The following is a 14163-nucleotide window of genomic DNA, read 5'->3' as shown; positions in this document are numbered from 1 at the left end:
AGTGCGACGATTGTTGGTGGCGGCGTGCGCCGCGATGGCTGTGCTGGTAACAACGCCGGATGCCGTTGCGGCCAACGAGGTTCCCGACCTCGATCCGCTCATCGACATCAGCGGTCCGCTGCCCGCCACAGCCGCCGACCTTTCCGCAACGCCGGATCTGGTGTTCACCACACCCACCGGCCTGGTGTGCCGCAAGAGCCACGGGATGGTGACGCACAATGTGGTCTGCCAGGGCACCTTTCCCGGCTCGCCGCCGGGCACCCGCAGCGTGACGCTTACCGCGGTTTCGGCCCGCGGGGACGGTCCGGCCCTGTTTCTGAACACGGCGGCCGACCGGCTGCGCGGCGACCCCGAACGGGTACCCGCCGTCGCTTTGGGCGTCGGTCAGAAGATCGTGTTCTGGGACTTTTCGCCCAGCGAGTCACTGGTCTGCGGGATTCCACCGGGTACCGAGGTGGCCTGTGTTCTCAAGGCCGCGAACGAGAACGGGCCCAAGAGCGGCGGTCGGCCCGTCACGCACGGATTCGTCGTCTCAGCACCGCAGAGCGACGTGTTTTAGTCGGCTCCAGGCTTCCGGCGGATCCGGAATCTGCTGGCCGGCGTAGTGTTCGCCGTTCGTGCGCCGAAATCCCGACGGCGAACGTGCGGGCGATGAGACGATGCAGCCGGCGTCGAATATCAGTCCGAGCACGCCGGTCGCCCTCGAGTGAAGGAAAGCAGTCTTGTCCAACGACGATCCTGCGGCGCGAGTCCACCGGTCCAGACTGCTTCTGATCCTGGGGATGGCGGTCTTCTTCATCGCCTCCTATCTCGTCACCGTCGCGCTGTACGAGCGAGCGGGATGCGGCTGCCCACGCCAACTCACGGAAGGCCAACCCTCAGCCGACGGAACGGCAGTGACCGTCGACATCGAAGATCTCCAGCCGGTGAAGGGCACGCTGACCGGCAAGATCACCATCAGCCCGGGGCCGGCGCTGCTCGATCCGGGCACGCGCGGGCTCACGCAAGATCTCAGCATCGCGGTGCACTCCGCGGTCACACCCACCAAGCGCACCTGGACCAAGGGCATGGTGCCCGGTGAGTTCCCGGTCCCCTTGACCGTCTCCGGTAACTCGGCGAAATGGCCGTTCGATCATTACCAGACCGGGCCGATAACCGTCGACATCTTGCGCGGGGACTCCGCAGTGTCGGAACGGATCTCGGTGACGTTTATCGACCATATCGCTGGCTGGAAGAACGACATCGTCAGCGACCGCGAGGCCGGCCCCTACCGGATCACGCTGCACCGGTCTCCGAGCACCATGGCTTTCGGCGCCGTGGTCGTGGGCGTCTTGGTCGCGCTGGCCGCGGTGGCGGCCGTTGTCGCGGTGCTCACTTTCCTGGGCCGGCGCAAATTCCAGCCGCCGATGACGACGTGGTATGCGGCAATGCTTTTCGCCGTGGTCCCGCTGAGGAATGCGCTACCCGACGCGCCGCCGATCGGATCCTGGATCGACGTCACCATCACGCTGTGGGTAATCGTCGCGCTGGTGATGTCGATGCTGCTGTTCATCTACTGCTGGTGGCGCGACCTGAAGCCCGAGCCGGATGCGCCGGCACCGGAAGTGAGGGCGCAGTCGCACGCGCCATCAGGGATGGCGGGCGGTGACTCCACCGTCGACGACGATCTGGGTGCCCGTGATGAATGAGGCGCGAGGCGACATCAGGAACGCCACCGCCTGCGCGACCTCCTCGGGTTGACCGATGCGTCCTAGCGGCGCGGCGGCCACGAACCCGGCCGCAACCTCTTCGACGTCGAGCGCGATCTGCAGCATCGGGGTTTCGATGAAGCCCGGGCAGACCGCGTTGACCCGGATCCCGGCCGGGCCCAGCTGGGCGGCCATCGACCGGGTCAGACCCAGTAGTCCGGCCTTGGAGGCGCAGTAGGCCGGGATGAACGGGTTGGCGGTCAGTCCCTCGATGCTGGAGATGCCGACCACCGCCGGGCCGCCACCGGCGCGGGCGACCGCCTCCAGCTGCGGCAGCATCAGCTGCACCAGCATGGCCTGCGCGCGCAGGTTGACATCCATGACGGCGTCCCAGGATTCGCCGGTGTAGGCGCCGACCGGCTCGGGAGCCACCCGCCCGGCCGCGTGCACCAGCCCGTCGATGCCGTCGAGCGCCTCGGCCGCGGCCGCGACGGCGTCGGGCAACGCGGCGTCGTCGCAGACGTCGACCACCGCGCCGGGCATTCCCAAGCCGTCGGCCACCTGCTGCACCCCGGCGGCGATGTCCCACAACGCAACCCGGCGACCGTCGGCGACCAGCGCCTGCGCGCATGCCCGGCCGATCCCGGATGCCGCACCGGTGATGACGACTCCGCTCAACGCAATGCTCCTTGTCTGATGACGAACTGCGACCAGTCCGGTTCGCGCACCGCCGTCCAGTACTGATCCAGGCGCCACGGGCTCACGGTGTGGATCTCGCCGTCGGCGTTCTTGAAGTAGGAATGCTTGACCGCCGGGTGCGCCCACACCATCTTGTTGATTTCTTCCTGGGTGGCCCGGTGCCAGTCGGCGGCGGCCTGCGCGGTCGGCTCGATCGAGTGCAGCCGGTCTTCGACGAGGCGGGCCAGGCAGGCGTCGATGTAGCGCATCTCCAACTCGGAGTTGAAGATCAGGCTGCCGCCGTGCGCCAGGTGCGCGCCGGGTCCGTAGAGCAGGAAGAAGTTCGGGAAGCCGGGCACGGTGATGCCCAGGTACGCATACGGCCGGCTGCCCCACAGCGCGTGCAGGTCGGTACCGTCGCGGCCGGTGACGCGTATCGGCCACAGCACGTCGGTGTGCCGAAACCCGGTGGCGTAAACGATCACATCGGCCTCATGGTGGACGCCGTCGTCGGTCTGCACGCCGTGCGGGGTGATTCGCTCGATGCCGGTGCGCACCAGCTCGACGTTGTCGCGTTGCAGCGTTTTCAGCCAGCTGCCGTTGTCCTGCAGGGTGCGTTTGCCGGTGGCCGGATAGTCCGGCAGCACCTTGGCCAGCAGCGCCTCGTCGTCGCCGACCTGATCGGTGATCCAGCCGGTGAACATCTGGCGGGCCAAGGCGTTGACTTCGCTGACGGCATAGTCCTGGTCGGGATAGTCCGGGTCCACCCGGGCGGCCTCCAGGCCCTTGTCGGCGCCGGGCCACAACAGCAGGAACCGGTACCAGCGGCCATAGAACGGCAGGTGCCGCAGCGCCCAACGCACGCCGTCGGGCACCGCGTCGTGGTACATCGGGTTGGGGAACATCCATTGTGCGGTGCGCTGAAACACCGTGAGGTGCTCCACCTTTCCCGCAATCGCGGGTGCGATCTGGAATCCGCTGGCGCCCGCCCCGATCAGCGCCACCCGCTTGCCGGTCAGGTCGACATCGTGGTCCCAGGCCGCGGAGTGAAACGCCGGGCCGGTGAAATCCGCCGCGCCGTCGAGATCCGGCAGGTGGGGTCGGTTGAGCTGGCCGACCGCGGTGATGACCGCGCGGGCGCGGATGGTGTCGCCGGCCGCGGTGGTCAGTGTCCAGGTCCCGTGATCGTCGTCCCAGACCGCGTCGGTGACTTCGGCGTTCCACCGAATGTGGTCGCCGATACCGTGTTTGGCGATCATGGCGGTGAAATAGGCTTGCAGCTCCGGCTGTTCGGCGAAGTAGTGGCCCCAGTCATTGTTCGGTTCGAAACTGAAGCAGTAGAAGTGGTTGGCGACATCCACCCGGGCGCCCGGGTAGGTGTTCTCCCACCACGTCCCGCCCGGGCCGGAGTTCTTCTCGACGATGGTGAAGGGAATACCGGCCTGCGTCAGCCGGATTCCGGCCAGCACTCCCGACTCACCACAGCCGATCACCACCACCGGCAGCTCCGCAGCGCGGTCCACCGGGACCGGCCGGCGCGGGTCGGCGCCGTCCAGGTCGAGTTCTTCGGCGAGCAGGCCCAGGTAGGCATCCGGCACGACTTCGCAGGCCGCCCAGTCCATCATCTCCTTGACCAATTCGGCAGGCAGCGACGCGGGCTGCGGGCAGCCGCGGTCGCGGTAGTCGATGATCACCGGCAGCGCCTCGGCGCGGGCGCGGGCCTTGTCCTCCTCGGACATGAACCCCTGGATCTCGTTGAGGAAGATCCCGTTCTGCTTGAATTCGCGGATGAAGCGGGGGTCGCCGGTGATGTGCACGCACGACAGCAACAGGGTGGGGATGCTGACCTGCTCGAGGGCGGCGGCGATGTCGGCGTCGGCGGTGGTGAACGGTTCCCCGGCGTAGCGGTTGCGCAACAGCTCGGACCCTCCCTCTATTCGCTACTAGGCGGCGCGAAATTGTTTCGGACGATACGCGAGGCGCAGAGGCTGATCAAGGGTCGGCCGGTGCGGCCGGCTCAGCCGGCCGCGTCGACCTTCGAGGTGATCGAGTTGAGCAGGGTACGGGCCGCCACTGTCGAAGGAGTTGTGCGTGCGGCTATCGACGTAGTCGTGCGTTCGCACACGGCGACGCGGACAACTACGTTGCTGCGTACAGTCAGTCTGGTTTCACACGTCCAGTCGGAGTTGGCGTTGTCCATCATGAGGGCCTGGAGCACGCCGTCGGAGTCGATGAAATTGTCGATAAACCAGAGTTGGTCGGGTGATTCGTTCGCGCTGGTAAGGCGGCTGTTGACAATACGGACGTTGCACTTTCGCCACGCAGCGCTCTGCTTGGCATAGAACGCCCGGGCAGCGGCGGCGTGCGGAAAGCTGGTCACCGACATCGAGACATGCTTGACCAGGTAGCGGGGATCGGGTTCGGCCGGACTGTTCCATCGTTGCCAGCGGATTGCAGTCCAGCCCGAGCCTGCGTAGGCCTGCGAAGCGACGGACGTGACCCCTTGGCAATCGGCGTCCGCCAGATCGTCTAGGTCGATGTACTCACCGTGCGTCACCAGATCGATGGCGGGGTCGTCCACCGCGGTTGAGACGACGCCTCTATCCGGCAAGAGGCCGTCGAGCGCGGCGACGGGCACCGGACGGTCGGAAGCGGAGATGGGCGTCGGTGTCCGGTCGGGGGAGGCAGCCGGTGACGACGCCGGGCCGGCTTGCGGGCGTTCGTGCCGGTCACCGCGTATGGCGGTCACGGTGAGTCCCACGACGATCGCCGTGAGCACGCAGACCAGTCCCAGCAGCAGCCGTATCAGTCGGCGGTTGCCGTTCGGTGGAGGGGCCGGTGGCCAGAATGGCAGGGCCGGGCCGCCTGGCCCCGGCGAGACGGGCTCGTTCATCCCGCGTCGATCTTCGCAGTGATCGAGTCGACCAGTGCCTGTGCTGCCGCTGTCGAATCCGTCTCCGCGCACACGCTGACGCGGACCACAACGTTGCTGCGTACGGTCAGCGTGTTCTCGCACGACCAGCCGCCGCCGCCCTCGACGATTGTGGTCGATTTGAGCACCCCGTCGCCGTCGGTGACGTTCTCGACAGACCAGAATCGGCCCGGCGAGTCTGCGATATTGGGTATGCGGTTATTGATGATGCGGCCGGAGCACTTCTGCCACGCTGCGCTCTCCTTGGAGTAGAAGGCGCGGGCGGTGCTGGCATGCGGATACGTCGTCACCGACATCAGAGCTTGGTGCCTCCAATCGGGCGGATCCGGCTCAGCGGGACTGTTCCACCCTTGCCAGCGCACCGCGGTCCAGCCGGAACCGGCAAAAACAGGCCCGGAAACAGAGGTGAGCCCCTGGCACTCGGCGTCCACCATGACGTCGGTGTCGATAGTCGTGCCGGTAGCGACCAGACCCATGCCCGGATCGCCCACTGCCGAGGAGATGACGTCCTTGGAGGGCAGCAGTCCTTCTAGGGCGGAGACAGGTACAAGTTTCCCGTCGCCGGAGTCCGACTCGGTGGCGGATTGCGCGCTCTCGTGCCGGTCGCGGCCGACGACGTTGACGGCGAGCACCGCCGCGGTCACGGTCAGCACGGTGACCAGTCCCACCAACAGCCAGACCGGTCGGCGGTTGCCGCGCGGGGGAGGACCCGGCGGCCAGGGCGGAAGCGGTGCGCCCGGCGGCGGCATGGGCCGGTTCATGGGCGCAAACTGCGTCGGGTCGTACGGGTTGGGAGTTGGACCGTGCGGTTCGCTCATCGGGCACCCCCTGTCCCATCGGGGCCGGTCACAGGCGGACGGGCCTCACTGGCATCAGACGTTAGCAGCGGTGGGTCTGTCCGCGTCTGCACTGACCGTGCGACGCTGTACGCCGTGGCAGACGTGCGTACCCGCCTGGCCGCGGCGTGGCATTTCGTGCACACCGCCCCGCTGACCTACCTGTGGCTGGCGGTATTGGGAATCACCACCGTCGTCCAGCATCTGGTCGGCCCGCGGCTGCACACCATGCTCGTCGAGCAATCCACCAACCTGCACCACCTGGCGACCGACCCGCTGGAGGTGCTGGCCTCCAGCCTGTTGTGGATCGACGGCAAGGACCTCTCGCCATACCTGGTGTTGTTCACCCTGTTTTTGGCGCCGGCCGAGCATTGGCTGGGGCACCTGCGGTGGCTGATGGTCGGATTGATTTCTCATGTCGGGGCCACCTATGTCAGTGAGGGTGCGCTCTACGTGCTAATTCACCTGCACCGCGAATCGGAGCGGTTGACCTACGCCCGTGACATCGGCGTCAGCTACTTCCTGGTGGGTGTGATGGCCGTGCTGACCTACCGCATCCGTCGGCCTTGGCGCTGGGGGTATCTGGCCGTGTTGCTCGTCATCTTCACGGTGCCGTTGGTCCTCAACCCGGACTTCACCGCGGTCGGCCACGCCGCCGCGCTGCTGATCGGATTCTGCTGCTATCCGTTGACCCGTCACCATCCGCTGCGACATCACCCGAGCGCCGTCCGCGGCCACTAGCCTGACAGTCGCGAGCAGGCGAGGAGGTCAAGTGCGGCACTACTACACCGTCGACGTCATTCGCGCCGCCGAGGCGCCCCTGTTGGCGAGCCTGCCCGACGGGGTGTTGATGCGCCGGGCCGCGTTCGGGCTGGCGACCGCGATCGCCCGGGAGCTGGTCGCGCGCACCGGCGGGGTGTCCGGGCGGAACGTGTGCGCCGTGGTGGGTTCCGGTGACAACGGCGGCGACGCGCTGTGGGCGGCCACCCTGCTGCGTCGGCGTGGCGCGGCGGCAACCGCCATCCTGCTGGACCCGGCACGCGCCCACGCCAAGGGTCTGGCGGCCTTCGTCAAAGCCGGTGGCCGAGTCGTCGATACGGTGCCGCCCGCAACGGATCTGGTGATCGACGGGGTGGTCGGCATCTCCGGGCGGGGCCCGTTGCGGCCGAACGCCGCGGCAGTCTTCGCCGGGGTTGAGGCGGCGGGCATCCCGGTGGTAGCCGTCGACATACCCAGCGGCCTCGACCCGCACACCGGCGCGGCGGACGGACCCGCGGTGCACGCCGCTCTCACCGTCACCTTCGGCGGCCTCAAACCGGTGCACGCGCTGGGGCAGTGCGGCCGTGTCGAGCTGGTCGAGATCGGTCTGGACCTGCCGGCCACCGACATACACTCGTTGACCGCGGCCGACGTCGAGGCGTGCTGGCCGGCGCCCGGCCCGCGCGACGACAAGTACACCCAGGGCGTCACCGGGATTTTGGCCGGCTCGGCGACCTACCCGGGCGCGGCGATCCTGTGCGCAGGCGCGGCGGTGGCCGCCACCTCCGGCATGGTCCGCTACGCCGGAAGCGCTGCCGCCGAAGTGGTTTCGCACTGGCCGGAGGTGGTGGCCGCGCCCAGCCCGGCGGCCGCCGGGAAGGTGCAGGCCTGGGCGGTGGGGCCGGGCCTGGGCACCGACGAGGCGGGTGCGGCCGCGCTGTGGTTCGCACTCGGCAGCGATCTTCCGGTGATCGTCGACGCCGATGCGCTCACCATCCTGGCCGCGCACCCCGCCCTGGTCGCCGACCGCAGCGCGCCGACCGTGCTCACCCCGCATGCCGGGGAGTACGCCCGGCTGGCCGGGCACCCGCCGGGCTCCGACCGGGTCGGCGCGGCGCGCGAGCTGGCCGAGAAGATGGGCTGCACTGTGCTGTTGAAAGGCTATGTCACCGTCATCGCCGACCCGTCCGGGCAGGTTTACCTCAACGAGGCCGGCGGGTCCTGGGCGGCCACCGCGGGCTCGGGCGACGTGCTGTCCGGGATGATCGGCGCACTGCTGGCCTCCGGCCTGCCCGCCACCCGAGCCGCTGCCGCCGCCGCGTTCGTGCACACCCGGGCCGCCGCGGCCTCGGCCGCCGATCCCGGACCCGGCGACACCCCGACGTCGGCGTCGCGCATCCTGGCCCACATCCGCACCGCCCTGGCCCAGCTGTAGAGGAGAGTCGTAGTGACCCATTCCCACCCGTCCGTGCCGGCGCACGCCATCGCGCCCGCCTACACCGGCCGGCTGTTCACCTCGCCGGTCCCGGCGCTGCGACTGCCCGACGACCCGATGGACCCGCAGGCCGCCTACCGCTTCATCCACGACGAGCTGATGCTCGACGGCAGTTCCCGGCTGAATCTGGCCACCTTCGTCACCACCTGGATGGACCCCGAGGCGTCGACGCTGATGGCGGAGTCGTTCGACAAGAACATGATCGACAAGGACGAGTACCCGGCGACCGCGGCCATCGAGCAGCGTTGTGTGTCGATGGTCGCCGACCTGTTCCACGCCGAGAACCTGCGCGACGACGACCCGGCCAGTGCCATCGGGGTGTCCACCGTCGGGTCCAGCGAGGCGGTGATGCTCGGCGGGCTGGCCATGAAGTGGCGGTGGCGGCAGAAGCTCGGAGACGACTGGAAAAACAGGACCCCGAATCTGGTGATGGGCTCCAACGTCCAGGTGGTGTGGGAGAAGTTCTGCCGCTACTTCGACGTCGAGCCCCGCTACCTACCGATGGCCGAAGGCCGCTACGTGATCACCCCCGAGCAGGTCGTCGACGCCGTCGACGAGAACACCATCGGGGTGGTGGCCATCCTGGGCACCACCTACACCGGGGAGCTGGAGCCCGTCGAGCAGATCTGCGCCGCGCTGGACACCCTCGCCGCGGGCGACGGGCCGGACGTGCCGGTACACGTGGACGCGGCCAGCGGCGGATTCGTGGTGCCCTTCCTGCACCCGGGCCTCAAGTGGGATTTCCGGCTGCCGCGGGTGGTCTCGATCAACGTCAGCGGCCACAAGTACGGCCTGACCTATCCGGGCATCGGGTTCGTGGTGTGGCGGGGCGCCGACTACCTGCCCGAGGAACTGGTGTTCCGGGTCAACTACCTGGGCGGAGACATGCCCACCTTCACGCTGAACTTCTCTCGGCCGGGCAATCAGGTCGTCGGCCAGTACTACAACTTCCTGCGGCTGGGCCGAGCCGGCTACACCGAGGTGATGCGGACCCTGTCCGACACCGCCCGCTGGTTATCGCACCAGCTGGCCGGCAGTGAGCACTTCGAGGTGATCAGCGACGGCTCGGCGATCCCGGTGGTCAGCTGCCGGCTGACCGGCGAGCGCGGCTACACCGAGTTCGACGTCTCCCACGAGCTGCGCACCTACGGCTGGCAGGTGCCGGCCTACACCATGCCGGAGGGCGCCGAGGACGTCGCGGTGCTGCGGGTGGTGGTCCGTGAGGGGCTCTCGGCGGATCTCGCCCGGGCGCTGTTCGACGACATCATGAAATCGGTGACCGCCCTGGACCGGGTCAAACCCGCGGGGCACTACGACGATCAGCAGCACTTCTCGCACTAGCCTTTCCCTCGAGTGTGCGTTTTAGGTCGCAGATTCGCGATTTCGGCGCCCAAACCGCACACTCGGCGCTCCGGTCACCAGGTTTTCGGGCAGCCGCGGCTGATCAACGCCGCGCCAACCCGCTCCAGGAACACTTCGGGGCTGCGGTGCAGCCTGCGAGCCGTCAGCCGCAGGTCGATCCAGCCGAGTTCAGGCAGCACGTAGTAGCGCTCGGCGTCGTGCTGGCGCTGCACCGGGTCGGTCCAATGGTGGGCGCCTTCGAAGTCAACGCCGACGAGGTACTCCTCCCACCCGATATCGATGCGCGCAACGACAAGGCCGTGATGGCCGTACACCCGGATCTGGGTCTGCGGCCCCGGAAAGCCCGCCCGCACCAGGAGCAGCCGGGCCAGTGACTCATACGGTGATTCGGCGCCGCCGTCGACAAGCAGCAACGTCTCATCCAGTTGCCGCAGATCCCGGGCGCCGGGGTGCGCGTCGGCCACCGCCATGACATCGACGACCTTGAGGTCGGTGACATTCATCAGGGCATCGATGCGCTGCACCGCCTCGGTGGGGCCGAGCCGTCTACCCAGGTCGAACGCGGTGCGGGCGGCTGTTGTCACCGGCATGCCGCCAACCGTCCGCACCTCGCCGGGCAGCAATCTATCGGTGTGCACGGTGAGCAGCGGCGGTGGACGCCGATTGGTGTGGACAAGCTCCGCGGGCGTGTCCCCGTCGATCCACTTCGCACCGAGCATCGCCGAGGCCGACAGCCCGGCCAGTACCCCGCTCCGGCGCGACCAGAGCCAGGCGGCACGGGCGCGGTCGCACGCCGTGAGGTCCGCCTCGTGTGGCGCCCAGACCCCCGGGTACATGCGGAAGTAGTCACGGTGCAGCCGACTACGGGTCACCGCGCCGGCGGCTAACGCCTCTGCCGCCCGGAAGGGCCTACGCGGTGGTGGCATGGCCGCAGGGTGGCATTCGGACGCGCCCCGGCGCCGACGTCCATCCACATGCCGGTGTGCGTTCTAAGTCGCAAAACGCCCCTCGGAGCGAACCAGACCACACACCCGGCGGCCTGATCGGGGCATCCGGGCCGTTCTGGGACAATCGGCGGTGACATGACTGCCACATCGCGAACGGCCGGCCTGCTCGGTGAAGCGCTGGTGGACCTGGACGCCATCGCCCACAACGTGCGGGTGCTGTCCGAACAGGCCGGTGCCGCCGAGCTGATGGCCGTGGTCAAGGCCGACGGCTACGGTCACGGCGCGGTGCAGGTGGCCCGCGCCGCGCTGGGCGCCGGTGCCGCCGAACTCGGGGTGGCCACCGTCGACGAGGCGCTGGCGTTGCGGGCGGCCGGCATCACCGCACCGGTGCTGGCGTGGCTGCACGGCCCCGACACCGACTTCGCGCCGGCCCTGGCCGCCGACGTGCAGATCGCGGTCTCCTCGGTGCGCCAGCTCGACGAGCTGCTCGACGCGGTGGCACGGACCGGGCGCACCGCGACGGTGACGGTCAAGGCCGACACCGGGATGAACCGCAACGGCGTGGGCGCCGCCGGTTACCCGGCGCTGCTGACCGCGCTGCGACGCGCCGTCGCCGACGACGCGATCCGGGTGCGGGGCCTGATGTCGCACCTGGCCTGCGCCGACGACGTCGCCAGCCGGGTCAATGATCTTCAAGGGCAACGGTTCTCCGACATGCTGACCCTGGCCGGCGAGCAGGGCCTGAAGTTCGAGGTGGCGCACCTGGCCAACTCGGCCGGGGTGATGACCCGGCCCGACCTGGCCTTCGACATGGTGCGGCCGGGGATCGCGGTGTACGGCCTGAGTCCGATCCCGCAGCGCGGCGACATGGGTCTGATTCCCGCCATGACGCTGAAATCCCTTGTGGTGCTGGTGCGCTCGATCCGGGCGGGGGAGGGAGTCTCCTACGGGCACACCTGGATCGCTCAGGCCGACACCACCGTCGCGCTGGTCCCGATGGGTTACGCCGACGGGGTGTTCCGCCAGCTGAGTGGGCGGTTCGAGGTGCTGATCAACGGCCGTCGCCGGCGCAGCGTCGGGCGAGTATGCATGGACCAGTTCGTCGTCGACCTCGGGCCCGGCCCCGTCGACGTCACCGAGGGCGACGAGGTCGTCCTGTTCGGGTCCGGCGCGAGCGGTGAGCCGCTGGCCCAGGACTGGGCCGACGAGCTGGGAACCATCCACTACGAGGTGGTGAACAGTCCACGCGGACGGGTCGCCAGGACGTACCGGGGAGGCGGCACCGATGGCCGGTAGCCGGCGCATCAACCTGCGGGCCGGTGGCCTGCTGGCCGGGGTGGCCGGTCTGGCCGCCGTCGGTACCATCGCCGGGTCCACCGTCGCACGTGCGGTGACCCGGCGCACCACGGCCGAAGATCCCTACGCGGCTGAGGATTTCGAAATCCTGGCGCACGACCACAGTTCGGTGGTCGTTACCGACGACGGCGTCGAACTGGCGGTGCGCGATGTGGGGCCCCGCAACGCACCGCTGACCGTGGTGTTCGCGCACGGATTCTGTTTGCGGATGGGGTCTTTTCACTTTCAGCGGGCCCGGTTGACCGCCGAATGGGGCAGGCAGGTCCGGATGGTCTTCTATGACCAGCGTGGTCACGGCGAGTCCACGGTCGCCCCGCCCGAGACCTACACCGTGCCGCGGCTCGGCCAGGACCTGGAGGCGGTGCTGCAGGTCGCGGCGCCGCGGGGTCCGGTGGTGCTGGTCGGGCATTCGATGGGCGGCATGACCGTGTTGTCGCACGCCCGGCAGTTTCCTCAGCACTACGGCAGCCGGATCGTCGGCGCGGCACTGATCTCCTCGGCGGCCAAGGGGGTTTCCCGATCACCGTTGGGGGAGATCCTGCGCAACCCGGCCCTGGAGGCGGTCCAGTTCAGCGTGCGTTACGCGCCGAGTCTGGTGCACCGGGGCCGCGGCGCGGCTCGCCGGGTGATCGCACCGATCCTGCGTGCGGCCTCCTACGGCACCGACGAGATCAGCCCGAGTGTTGTGGCGTTCTCCGAGGAGATGATGCACACCACCCCGGTCGCCACCATGGTGGGTTTTCTGCACGCCCTGGAGGTGCACGACGAGAGTGCCGCTCTGGCAACGCTGGCCAAGATCCCGACCCTGGTCGCCTGCGGCGACCGCGATCTGCTCACCCCGCCCGGCTACTCGCGGGCGATGGCGGCCGCGCTGTGGGATTGCGAGTTGGTGATCGTGCCCGGCGCCGGTCATCTGGTGCAGTTGGAGGAACCCGACGTCATCGACGACGCGCTGGTGCGGCTGGTGGAGCGGGCCACGCCGCGCCGCGTGGTGTTGACTCGCCGGCTGCGGCGGAAGGCCGGACGCAGTGGCTGAGACGCAGCTCCTAAAGACAGCCGAAGACACCATCGCGTTGGGAGCGCGCCTGGGTGCCGAGCTGCGCGCGGGCGACGTGGTGGTGTTGTCCGGACCGCTCGGCGCCGGAAAAACCGTGTTGGCCAAGGGGATCGCCGCGGCACTCGACGTCGAGGGACCGGTCACCTCGCCGACGTTCGTGCTGGCGCGGGAACATCGGCCCCGCCGGCCCGGTGCCCCGGCGATGATCCACGTCGACCTCTACCGGCTGCTCGACGAGTCGGACCTGGACCTGCTGGCCGAGTTGGACTCACTGGACCTGGACACCGAACTCGACGACGCCGTCGTCGTGGTGGAGTGGGGCGAAGGACTAGCCGAGCGGCTCTCCGAACGGCATCTGGACATCCGCCTGGACCGGGGCGCCGAATCCGAGGCGCGCACCGCGACCTGGCGGTGGCACGCGCCATGACGGGGGCGATCCTGACCATCGACACCGCCACCCCCGCGGTCACCGCGGGCCTGGTGGCGGCCGACCGGCGCACCGTACTGGCCGAGCGGCTCACGCTGGACGCCCGCGCCCACGCCGAGCGACTCACCCCCAATGTGCTTGCCGCACTGGCCGATGCCGGACTGAGCATGGCCGATCTGGCGGCGGTGGTGGTGGGTTGCGGGCCGGGACCGTTCACCGGGTTGCGGGTCGGAATGGCCAGTGCTGCGGCCTACGGGCATGCGCTGGGTATCGACGTGCACGGGGTGTGCAGCCTCGACGCGATCGGGGTGTGCACCACCGGCGCGACCCTGGTGGTCACCGACGCCCGGCGCCGCGAGGTGTACTGGGCGCGCTACCGCAACGGTGTACGGGTGGCCGGGCCCGCGGTCAGTGCCCCGGCCGACGTCGACCCCGGCGACGCCGTCGCGGTGGCCGGATCACCGGGGCACGCCGCATTGTTCGACCTGCCGACGCTCGACATTTCCTACCCGACTCCCGCGGGACTGGTTGCCGCGGTGCGGGATTGGGATACCGAACCGGCGCCGCTGGTGCCGATGTATCTGCGCCGCCCCGACGTCAAACCGTCGGGTTCAGCCGCGCCGTCG

At 69.1% G+C, this 14163-nt stretch carries 13 protein-coding genes and 1 pseudogene; 9 read left to right on the top strand and 5 right to left on the bottom strand.

The window, feature by feature from the left end; all coding sequences use genetic code 11:
* Window position 1: 1 nt before the first annotated feature.
* Complete coding sequence (locus BST28_RS05220) at window positions 2-559, top strand: hypothetical protein (protein ID WP_083080241.1); 558 nt, start codon at window positions 2-4, stop codon at window positions 557-559.
* A 223-nt stretch (window positions 560-782) separates the two neighbouring features.
* A complete protein-coding gene (locus BST28_RS05215; protein WP_083080239.1) occupies window positions 783-1688 on the top strand; it encodes a DUF4436 domain-containing protein in 906 nt (301 codons plus the stop codon).
* Here the strand turns inward: BST28_RS05215 and BST28_RS05210 are convergent.
* The 4 genes from BST28_RS05210 to BST28_RS05195 all read right to left on the bottom strand — a co-directional run bounded on the left by BST28_RS05210 (window position 1629) and on the right by BST28_RS05195 (window position 5966).
* Window positions 1629-2366 carry an SDR family NAD(P)-dependent oxidoreductase gene (locus BST28_RS05210; RefSeq protein WP_083080238.1) on the bottom strand — a complete coding sequence of 246 codons (738 nt, stop codon included), beginning with the start codon at window positions 2364-2366 and terminating at the stop codon, window positions 1629-1631. The genes BST28_RS05215 and BST28_RS05210 overlap by 60 nt on opposite strands.
* A complete protein-coding gene (locus tag BST28_RS05205) occupies window positions 2363-4282 on the bottom strand; it encodes a flavin-containing monooxygenase (protein ID WP_083080236.1) in 1920 nt (639 codons plus the stop codon). Before BST28_RS05205 ends, BST28_RS05210 begins: the two co-directional genes overlap by 4 nt.
* A 101-nt stretch (window positions 4283-4383) precedes the next feature.
* Entirely contained in the window at window positions 4384-5259 is an 876-nt protein-coding gene (locus BST28_RS05200) for a sensor domain-containing protein (protein WP_065287255.1), read from the bottom strand.
* Window positions 5256-5966 carry a sensor domain-containing protein gene (locus tag BST28_RS05195; RefSeq protein WP_234808200.1) on the bottom strand — a complete coding sequence of 237 codons (711 nt, stop codon included), beginning with the start codon at window positions 5964-5966 and terminating at the stop codon, window positions 5256-5258. The genes BST28_RS05200 and BST28_RS05195 overlap by 4 nt, the downstream gene beginning before the upstream one ends.
* Window positions 5967-6239: 273 nt before the next feature.
* On the opposite strand from BST28_RS05195, the gene BST28_RS05190 reads away from it, so the two are divergent.
* The 3 genes from BST28_RS05190 to gad are packed head-to-tail and all read left to right on the top strand — an operon-like array spanning window position 6240 to window position 9729.
* Entirely contained in the window at window positions 6240-6875 is a 636-nt protein-coding gene (locus BST28_RS05190) for a rhomboid-like protein (protein ID WP_029248757.1), read from the top strand.
* 31 nt (window positions 6876-6906) lie between these two features.
* A complete protein-coding gene (locus BST28_RS05185; protein ID WP_083080235.1) occupies window positions 6907-8328 on the top strand; it encodes an NAD(P)H-hydrate dehydratase in 1422 nt (473 codons plus the stop codon).
* Between the two features lie 12 nt (window positions 8329-8340).
* A complete protein-coding gene (gene gad / locus BST28_RS05180; RefSeq protein WP_083080233.1) occupies window positions 8341-9729 on the top strand; it encodes a glutamate decarboxylase in 1389 nt (462 codons plus the stop codon).
* A gap of 74 nt (window positions 9730-9803) precedes the next feature.
* Here gad and BST28_RS05175 read toward each other — a convergent pair whose 3' ends face one another.
* Entirely contained in the window at window positions 9804-10676 is an 873-nt protein-coding gene (locus BST28_RS05175) for a putative endonuclease domain-containing protein (protein WP_083080232.1), read from the bottom strand.
* A 156-nt stretch (window positions 10677-10832) separates the two neighbouring features.
* Here BST28_RS05175 and alr point away from each other — a divergent pair, with 156 nt between their 5' ends.
* The 4 genes and pseudogenes from alr to tsaB form a co-directional block, all read left to right on the top strand.
* Window positions 10833-11993 carry an alanine racemase gene (gene alr / locus BST28_RS05170; protein WP_065287261.1) on the top strand — a complete coding sequence of 387 codons (1161 nt, stop codon included), beginning with the start codon at window positions 10833-10835 and terminating at the stop codon, window positions 11991-11993.
* Window positions 11983-13089, top strand: coding sequence for an alpha/beta fold hydrolase (locus BST28_RS05165; protein WP_019736723.1), 1107 nt, complete (start codon window positions 11983-11985; stop codon window positions 13087-13089). The genes alr and BST28_RS05165 overlap by 11 nt, the downstream gene beginning before the upstream one ends.
* Window positions 13082-13537: a tRNA (adenosine(37)-N6)-threonylcarbamoyltransferase complex ATPase subunit type 1 TsaE gene (tsaE, locus tag BST28_RS05160; RefSeq protein WP_065287262.1), complete on the top strand. Its 456-nt coding sequence runs from the start codon at window positions 13082-13084 to the stop codon at window positions 13535-13537. Before BST28_RS05165 ends, tsaE begins: the two co-directional genes overlap by 8 nt.
* A pseudogene (gene tsaB, locus BST28_RS24590) lies at window positions 13534-14142 on the top strand (tRNA (adenosine(37)-N6)-threonylcarbamoyltransferase complex dimerization subunit type 1 TsaB); the annotation flags it as partial. The gene tsaE and the pseudogene tsaB, both read left to right, overlap by 4 nt.
* Window positions 14143-14163 lie beyond the last annotated feature (21 nt).

The organism is Mycolicibacter kumamotonensis, assembly GCF_002086285.1.
Lineage (GTDB): Bacteria > Actinomycetota > Actinomycetes > Mycobacteriales > Mycobacteriaceae > Mycobacterium > Mycobacterium kumamotonense.
This window is presented reverse-complemented; position numbering and strand designations above follow the sequence as displayed.